Source organism: Rudaea sp. (assembly GCF_036560865.1).
Taxonomy (GTDB): Bacteria; Pseudomonadota; Gammaproteobacteria; order Xanthomonadales; family Rhodanobacteraceae; genus Rudaea.
Window position 1 is genome coordinate 1 of sequence record NZ_DATBQK010000115.1, and the last position, 7343, is coordinate 7343.

Below are 7343 nucleotides of genomic sequence, written 5' to 3' on the forward strand. Positions count from 1 at the left end.
ACGATCGCCGACCACAACTCGGGGTACAGCGTGAGCATATTGCCCATCAGCAGGCCGCCATTGCTGCCGCCCATCGCGCCCAGATGCGGCTGCGAGGTGATCTTGCGCGCAACGAGATCGCGCGCGACCGCGGCGAAGTCCTCGTAGGCGCGCGGACGATTGGCCTTGAGCGCGGCCTGGTGCCAGCGCGGGCCGTATTCGCCGCCGCCGCGGATATTGGCGACGACGTAGACGCCGCCGCGCGCGAGCCAGGCGCGGCCGATGCTGCCGCTGTAGTAGGGCTGCTCAGACACTTCAAACCCGCCGTAACCGTAGAGCAGGGTGGGGTTGTTGCCGTCGAGTTTCAGATCCTTCGGCGCGATCACGAAGTAGGGCACACGCGTGCCGTCCTTCGACGCGGTGAAGTACTGATGCACGTCGTTTTTCGCGGCATCGAAGAAACTCGGACTGTGCTTGAGCGGTTTTGCCGCGCCCTGACCGAGCGTGCCGTAGTAAAGCGTGGTCGGCTCGAGATAGCCCGAGACGGTGAGGAAGTACGCGTCGCTGTCGTCCGCGTCGATGCCGCCCGCGGAGATCGTGCTCAGCGCCGGCGCACCGCCCAGCGGCTCGCGTTTCCACGCGCTGGAAGTGCGCGCATTTTTCGGCGGCGTCAGCACTTCGAGCCGGCTGACGACGTTGTCGAGCAGGCTGAGAATCAGGTGATGGCGCGTCCACGAATAGCCGTCGAGCGATGTCGTCTCGCTTGGCGTAAACAGCACCGTGAATTCGCGCTTGCCGGCCATGAAGTCGTCGAACTTGGCCGCGAGCAGCGAGCCGGAAGGGTAGGTCTTGCCGCCGACCGTCCAGGCAGTGCGCGGTTCGATTGTCAGCCATTCGCGCTGCGCGTTGATTTTTGCGTCGAGCGGCACGTCGATGCGCGCGAGCTTGCCATCCTTGCCGCGCACGTAGTATTCGTTTGAGTAGAACGCGAGCGCGCGATCGACGAAGTCGCGCTCGAAACCCGGCGTATGGTCGCGGTACGCCGACACGGCCAGATCGTCGTCCTTGCCTTCGTACACAAGACTTGCGCTACTCAGCGGCGTGCCGCGCTTCCATTCCTTGGCGATACGCGGATAGCTCGATTTGGTCATCGAGCCCGCACCGAAATCGGTGCCGACGTAGACGCTGTTCGCATCGATCCAGCCGATCTGCATCTTCGCTTCGGGCAGCACGAAACCATCCTTGACGAAGGTTCTGGTTTTCAGATCGAACTCGCGCACCACATCGGCATCCGCGCCGCCGCGCGAAAGTGAGATGAGGCAGTGGCGATACTCGGGCTTGAGGCAATCGGCGCCATGCCAAACCCACTTTTCGCTTTCCGCCTTGGCCAGCGCGTCGATGTCGAGCAGCACTTCCCAGGTCGGGTGATCCCTGCGGTATTCGGCCAGCGTCGTGCGCCGCCACAAGCCCAGCGGATGCGCCTTGTCGCGCCAGAAATTGTAGTAATGCTCGCCCATCTTGCTGACGTAGGGAATGCGCGCGTCGGAATCCATCACTTCGAGGATCTGCGCGCGCATTTCCTCGAAAGCGGGCGACGAACCATGCGCCTTGACCGACTCCGCGTTGCGCGCCTTGACCCAGTCCAGCGCCTTGGCGCTGTCGGTTTCCTCGAGCCAGAGATAGGGATCTTCGACCGCGGCATTGGCCGCGCTTTTTTCCGTCGGTTTCATGGCAGCAGGCTTCTGGTCGAGATGGGCGCAGCCGGCGAGGACAAGTCCGGCGGCGACGAGAACGGTGAGCGACTTCATGGGCGATTCCTAGTGCTAAACGATGAGCCCCGCTGAAGCGGGGCTCACTGACTCTTTGGCAGATTTTCCCTCACCCCTTGCCCTCTCCCGCACGCGGGAGAGGGGGAGTGATCGTCGCGCCGTGCGCGACAGCTTCATTTTATAGAAGCGGGATCAGCAACAATGCAACGATATTGATGATCTTGATCAGCGGGTTGACCGCCGGGCCGGCCGTGTCCTTGTACGGATCTCCGACCGTGTCGCCGGTGACCGCGGCCTTGTGCGCATCCGAACCCTTGCCACCGAAGTTGCCGTCCTCGATATACTTTTTCGCATTGTCCCAGGCGCCGCCGCCGGTGGTCATCGAGATCGCGACGAACAGGCCGGTGACGATCGTGCCGATCAAGACGCCGCCCAAGGCGATCGGACCGAGCAGGAAACCGACCAGGACCGGCACCAGTACGGGCAGCAGCGACGGAATCATCATTTCCTTGATCGCCGACTTGGTCAGCATGTCGACCGCGCGCGAGTAGTCGGGCTTGGTTGTGCCTTCCATGATGCCCTTGATCTCGCGGAACTGACGGCGTACTTCCTCGACCACGGCGCCGGCCGAGCGACCGACTGCTTCCATCGCCATCGCGGCGAACAGGAACGGAATCAGGCCGCCGATCAGCAGACCGATGATCACCATGTGATCGGAAAGGTCGAAGGTATACACCGTGCCCGGATGCTGCACTGAAAGGTTGTGCGTGTAGTCGGCGAACAGCACGAGCGCGGCGAGGCCGGCCGAACCGATCGCGTAGCCCTTGGTCACCGCCTTGGTCGTGTTGCCGACCGCGTCGAGCGGATCGGTCACCGCACGCACTTCCTTCGGCAACCCGGCCATTTCGGCGATGCCGCCGGCGTTGTCGGTGATCGGGCCGTAGGCGTCGAGCGCGACGATCATGCCGGTCATCGACAGCATTGCCGTGGCGGCGGTCGCGATACCGTACAGACCGCCGAAATGGAACGCACCCCAGATCGCGGCGCACACGGAAAGCACCGGGAACGCGGTCGACTTCATCGAGATGCCGATGCCGGCGATGATGTTGGTCGCATGACCCGTGGTCGACGATTGCGCCACATGGCGCACCGGTGCGTATTCGGTCGCGGTGTAGTACTCGGTGATGACGACCATCGCTGCGGTGAGCAGCAGACCGATCAGCGCGCAGAAGTACAGGTTGAGCGCGCCGGCCTTGGCATCGGCCATCAGGCTCGTGGTGATCGGGTAGAACGCGATCGCAGCGATCACGGCCGAGACGCCCACGCCCATGTACAACGCGTTCATGATCTTCGCGCCGGGCTTGGTCTTGACGAAAAACGTGCCGATGATCGAGGCGATGATCGACACGCCGCCGAGTACGAGCGGGTAGAGCACGCCGTTCGTGCCGACTTCGGTGGCGAGTACGCCGCCGAGCAGCATCGTGGCGATCAGGGTCACCGCGTAGGTCTCGAACAGATCGGCCGCCATGCCGGCGCAGTCGCCGACGTTGTCGCCGACATTGTCCGCGATCACCGCCGGGTTGCGCGGATCGTCCTCGGGAATGCCCGCTTCGACCTTGCCGACCAGATCGGCGCCGACGTCGGCGCCCTTGGTGAAGATGCCGCCGCCGAGGCGCGCGAAGATCGAGATCAGCGAGGAACCGAACGCCAGACCGACCAGCGCATGCAGCGTGCGCGTCTGCTCGAAACCGAAATACTGGATCAGGATCAAGTAGTAGCCGGCGACGCCGAGCAACCCGAGACCGACAACGAGCATGCCGGTGATCGCGCCGCCGCGGAATGCAACGTCAAGGGCGGCCGCAATGCCCGAGCGCGCGGCTTCGGCCGTGCGCACATTTGCAGCGACCGATACGTTCATGCCGATAAAGCCGGTCAGGCCGGACAGAATCGCGCCGATCGCAAAGCCAATCGCGGTCGGCCAATTCAGCGTAAAGCCGATGACCACGAACAGCACCGCGCCGACCATGCCGATCGTCGTGTACTGGCGATTGAGATAGGCGCGCGCGCCTTCCTGAATCGCCGCGGCGATCTGCTGCATGCGTTCATTGCCGGCCGGCTGCGCCAGAATCCAGCTGCGCGACCAGACGCCGTAGATGATCGCCAACAACGCGCAGGCTGGCGCGATCCAGTAACCGTATTGCTGCAACATGCATCCTCCCTCGGAAATCAGGCAATTCGTGGATAAAAACGTTGGGTGCGACGAAACGAACGACGAAGTATAGCCGGAGCGTGCCAGAACACCAGTTTTGCGGCGCGGCGCGGCGACCCATGCTATAAGGCGCGTCCCTGTTGCACGAGGTGGTCAGTAAAGAGCATGCCCGGCGCCGGCACAGCGTATTTTCCGAACCTCACCGGCGTGCGCGGCCTGGCGGCGCTATGGGTGCTGATGTATCACGCCTGGCAATTCGCGAACGGCCCGGCGCTGGTCCTGCCCTTGCCGGGAATTGGCCTGGATCTGACCCCGCTGTTCAAATGCGGCTATTTCGGCGTCGACCTGTTTTTCGTGCTGTCGGGATTCCTGCTGAGCATGCCGTTCCATCGCGCGGCGCTCGAACGCCGACCGCGACCGTCGCTGAAGGAGTTCTGGATCCATCGCTGCCGCCGCGTCCTGCCCGCGTATTGGTTGCAGCTGGTGATTCTGACGGCGATCCTGCTCTATGTCGGTCAGACCAGCCGGATCGCGCCGCGCATCCTCGCCGCACATGCCTTGCTGGTGCAGAACATCGTGCCGTGGTCGGTCCCGCCGCTCAATCCGGTCTACTGGTCGATGCCGGTCGAATGGGATTTTTACGTCGCGCTGCCGCTGCTCGCCTTGTTCGTTACTCGGTGCCGCTGGCAGCTGGCGTTGTTGTCGGTACTGGTTTTCGTTTTTGTGTTCCGCGTTTTGTGCTACTGGTCGCTGACCGATCCAACGCTGAAGATGTTCATCAGTTATCCAGACGTGCATCAACTGCCGGCGCGGCTCGATCAGTTCTTCATCGGTGTGTGCGCGGCATGGATCATGGCGAGCCGACCGCCGTCACGCCGGGCGGCGACCGCGTGGCTGTGCGGCGGAATCGCGCTCATCGTCGCCCTGGCTTATGTCGCGGCGCCGCGCGACGATTTCGCCGTGCGCATTGACGTGCCGTATCTTTTCTTCCACCACAGCGTCACGGCAATCGGCTTCGGCATGCTGGTTCTCGGTGCAGCCGCCACGACGCGCGCAGGCACCGCGCTGTTCGCCAACCGGCCGATGACCTTCCTCGGCTTGATCAGCTACAGCCTCTATCTATGGCATTACCCAATACTGCAGGCCGCGCAATCTGCCGGGCTGACCGGTGGCACGTACGCACCGGCCTGGATCATGGTGCTCGTTGCCGTGGTTCCGACGATCGTGCTGATCGCCTGGCTATCGTATCGCTATGTCGAGCGGCCTTTTCTGCGGCCTGCGGCCCAGCGTATTGCCGTGATCGAGCGCGCGTAGCGTTGAGCGCCTATTTGTCCGCGATGCTGTAGCGCGGGAGCTTCTTCTTCACCAGCACGCGCTTGAGCTGCGCATATTTCGGCAGGCCGGTGGTCGCGTCGTACGGCGGTCGGTCTTCGCCGCGGATCAGCGGTTCGAAATAACTGCGCGCAGCGGCGGTGATATTGAAGCCGTCGCGCGTGATGAAATTCTTCGGCAGCTTCTTTTCGATATTCGCAATCCGCGTAATCGGCACGGCCTCGATTTTCCATTTGAACGGCGTGGTCGAGATGCGCTTGATCACCGGCATTTCCGCATTCTTGCCGGCCAGCGCATATTCGACCGCGGCCTTGCCCACGGCGTAGGCCTGCTCGACATCCGATTTGGAGGCTAGGTGGCGCGCCGAGCGCTGCAGATAATCCGGCACCGCCCAGTGGTATTTGTAGCCGAGCCTGCTTTTTACCAATTGCGCGATCAACGGGCCGACGCCGCCGAGCTGGGTGTGGCCGAACGCATCGGTACTGCCAGCTTCGGCGAGGAATTTGCCTTCGGCATTTTTCAGCCCTTCGGAAACCACGATCGAGCAGTAACCGACGCGCTTGACCGTCGCCTCGACGCGCGCGAGGAACGCGGCTTCGTCGAACGGCACTTCCGGGAACAGGATGATATGCGGCGCGGCGTCCTTGCCCGTCGCGGCGAGGCCTGCGGCCGCGGCGATCCAGCCTGCGTGACGGCCCATCACTTCCATCACGAACACCTTGGTCGAGGATTCGCACATCGAGGCGACGTCGAGACTGGCCTCGCCAATCGACACCGCGGTGTACTTGGCCACCGAGCCAAAACCCGGGCAGCTGTCGGTCACCGGCAAATCGTTGTCGATCGTCTTCGGCACGCCGATGACCTGCAGCGGATAGCCCAGCTCCTTGCCGATCGCGGAAATCTTCAGCGAGGTATCGGCCGAATCGTTGCCGCCGTTGTATAAAAAGTAGCGGATATCGTGTGCGCGCAGCACGGCGATCAGGCGCTCGTAGCGCGCGCGATCGATTTCCAGCGATTTAAGCTTGAAGCGGCACGAGCCGAACGCGCCGCCCGGGGTGTGGCGTAATGCCGCAATCGCGCTGCGGTCTTCCCTGGACAGATCGATCAGCTCCTCGCGCAGTGCGCCGAGAATGCCGTTGCGCGCGGCATAGGCGCGGATGCGATGTTTGCGACAGGTTTCGATCACCGCGCAGGCCGTGGTGTTGATGACCGCGGTGACGCCGCCGGATTGGGCGTACAGGAGGTTGCCTTTGCTCATATTGGGAACACCGTGTGGTTGCAGGTTTGACTAACACTGCGGCTGCCGCTAGCTTAGCTCGGCGCTCAAGGTCGCGAGTCTAGCCGATCGCCACGCTGCGCAGAAAAGAGCCGCGATTTTTCGCGCCGGTATGTTCGATGGATAAACGTAGAAGCCTATGCGCATCGTCTTCTTCGGCCCGAACGGTTCGGGCAAGGGTACTCAGGCCGAGCGCATCAAGAATGCGTTGCAGATACCGCATATTTCCACCGGCGATCTGCTGCGCGCGGCGGTCAAGGCCGCCACGCCATTGGGGCTGAAGGCGAAAGAGGTGATGGCCGCCGGACAGTTGGTGTCGGACGAAATGGTGCTCGGCATGCTCGAAGACCGCCTGCGCGAGCCCGATGCGCGCAAGGGCTTCATCCTCGACGGTTACCCGCGCAATCTCGCCCAGTGCACTGCACTCGAAGCCCTGCTCGCGCGCCTGAACCAGCCACTTGATGTCGCGATCAAGCTCGATGTGCCCGACAGCGCCATCCTTGCGCGCTGCGAACTGCGCTTCAAGACCGAGCACCGGCCCGACGACGACCCGGCCATCGTGCGCAAGCGTCTGGACATCTACCGCGAACAGACTGCGCCCGTCGCCGAGCACTTCGAGCAGATCGGCAAGCTGCGTCATGTCGATGGCGTGGGCGACGTTGACGAAGTGTCCCGGCGCATATTCGCCGCGCTGCCGCTTCAATCAAACACCGAGGTCGCGCGCTAGCGCGACGATCACCCCCCTCTGTCGCATGCGGGAGAGGGCAAGGGGTGAGGG

At 63.2% G+C, this 7343-nt stretch carries 5 protein-coding genes; 2 read left to right on the forward strand and 3 right to left on the reverse strand.

Annotation, left to right across the window (positions count from 1 at the left end):
* Nucleotides 1–1787 (reverse strand): prolyl oligopeptidase family serine peptidase (locus VIE67_RS11870; RefSeq protein ID WP_414707360.1); only part of this gene is annotated, 1787 nt, incomplete at its 3' end.
* A 139-nt stretch (nt 1788–1926) separates the two neighbouring features.
* The gene (locus VIE67_RS11875) at nt 1927–3957 is read right to left on the reverse strand and encodes a sodium-translocating pyrophosphatase (RefSeq protein WP_332026469.1); all 2031 of its coding nucleotides are present in this window, start codon (nt 3955–3957) and stop codon (nt 1927–1929) included.
* Nucleotides 3958–4122: 165 nt separating this feature from the next.
* Here VIE67_RS11875 and VIE67_RS11880 point away from each other — a divergent pair, with 165 nt between their 5' ends.
* Nucleotides 4123–5271, forward strand: a complete 1149-nt coding sequence (locus VIE67_RS11880) for an acyltransferase family protein (RefSeq protein WP_332026471.1) — start codon at nt 4123–4125, stop codon at nt 5269–5271.
* Nucleotides 5272–5281: 10 nt separating this feature from the next.
* Here the strand turns inward: VIE67_RS11880 and VIE67_RS11885 are convergent, their stop codons facing one another.
* Entirely contained in the window at nt 5282–6547 is a 1266-nt protein-coding gene (locus VIE67_RS11885; protein WP_332026473.1) for a 6-phosphofructokinase, read from the reverse strand.
* A 157-nt stretch (nt 6548–6704) separates the two neighbouring features.
* On the opposite strand from VIE67_RS11885, the gene VIE67_RS11890 reads away from it, so the two are divergent.
* On the forward strand, nt 6705–7292 hold the full coding sequence (locus VIE67_RS11890) for an adenylate kinase (RefSeq protein WP_332026475.1): 588 nt from the start codon (nt 6705–6707) through the stop codon (nt 7290–7292).
* The last annotated feature ends 51 nt before the right edge of the window (nt 7293–7343 follow it).